We start from the raw sequence: 1,378 nt of genomic DNA on the forward strand, positions 1-1,378 counted from the left end.
TCGAAGCGGTGAACCCGCCCGCGATGCAGAGATCGACGGTCATCGGCGCCGCCTCCAGGCACACATCGCACACGATCGATCGGCCGGGTGCTGCAACCTCGCGAACGATCAGTCGCTCCCGTAGTGGTGCGTCGGCGGTTGTCTGCTCCATGGCGGGGAAACTAGTCGCTTCCGATCCAATCGCCAATGCGACGATCGGATCATTCAGGCTTCATGGACCACCATCGTGGTCGGGGAGTGCAGGCGGACTCTTGCCTTGCCCGCTTGTGTCCTGACGGCATTCGGGCCGCCGACGCCCACTCGGCGCCGACGGCTCCCTCGATCAGGCCCGATTGCGGGTCAGTTCCCGAACGCCTTCGTCAGTGCGGCAACCGCCATCGCCGTCGCCTCCTTGGCCTGCGGTACGACCGCCGCCATGCCGAAGAACTCGTGGGTCACGCCGTCATAAGTCTTCTGCTGCGTCGTGACGCCCGCCGCCTTCATCTTCTCGGCCAGCATCTCGCCCTCGGAGCGCAGCGGATCGATCTGAGCGTTGATGATCGTGGTCGGCGGCAGGCCTGCCAGATCGGTCCGGTTGATGAGGTCGAGGCGCGGGTCGGCCGCCTGATCCTTGCTTGTGAACACGTTGGAGACGAACCATTCCATCGCCTGCTTCGACAGCGGCATGGCGTTGGCGTTCTCGACATAGGACGGCGTCATCATGTCCTTGCCGGCAACGGGGTAGACGAGCACCTCGGCCAGCGGCGCCGTCAGCTTCTGATCGCGGGCTGCGATGGCGACGTTGGCCGCCAGGTTGCCGCCGGCACTCTCGCCGACGAGCGCGATCTTGGTAGCGTCGCCGTTGAACGAGCCGGAGTTCTCGACGACCCACTTGTAGGCGGCGTTCGCGTCCTCGTGCGCGGCCGGGAACTTGTGCTCGGGCGCATGACGGTAGTCCGCCGAGACGACGATGGCCTTGGCTCCGGCCGCGATACCGCGGGCCGAGGCGTCGTAGGTGTCGATGTCGGCGATCACCCAGCCGCCGCCGTGGAAGTAGACGACGATCGGGAAGGGGCCCGTGCCTTCCGGTGTGTAGATCCGGATCGGGATCTCGCCCGCCGCACCCGGGATCATCATGTCCTTGGTCTTCACCGCCGCGACAGTAGCATCGGGCTGGATGCTCTTGTCCTTCATGACGGCCATGGCAGCGTCGGCCGGGGTCGGGCCTTTGCGCGTTTCTTCCACGGACTGCGTGCCGATCGGCTTGGCGCCGAGTTCGGTCAGCTTATCGAGGACGGCCTTCATCTCGGGCGCAGGCTGCGCCATGGCAGGGTGTGCTGCCTCCTTTGCCGGTGCGGGCGTTGGGGTCGCTGTTTGTGCGAGAGCGGCGGATGACAGG

At 66.1% G+C, this 1,378-nt stretch carries 1 protein-coding gene; it reads right to left on the bottom strand.

Features of this window, described 5'->3' with window-relative positions; translation table 11 throughout:
* Positions 1 to 339: 339 nt before the first annotated feature.
* The gene (locus tag AUL35_RS21325; RefSeq protein ID WP_062018606.1) at positions 340 to 1,305 is read right to left on the bottom strand and encodes an alpha/beta hydrolase; all 966 of its coding nucleotides are present in this window, start codon (positions 1,303 to 1,305) and stop codon (positions 340 to 342) included.
* Between the last annotated feature and the right edge of the window lie 73 nt (positions 1,306 to 1,378).

The organism is Aureimonas sp. AU4, assembly GCF_001463765.1.
In the GTDB taxonomy this organism is placed as follows: Bacteria; Pseudomonadota; Alphaproteobacteria; order Rhizobiales; family Rhizobiaceae; genus Aureimonas.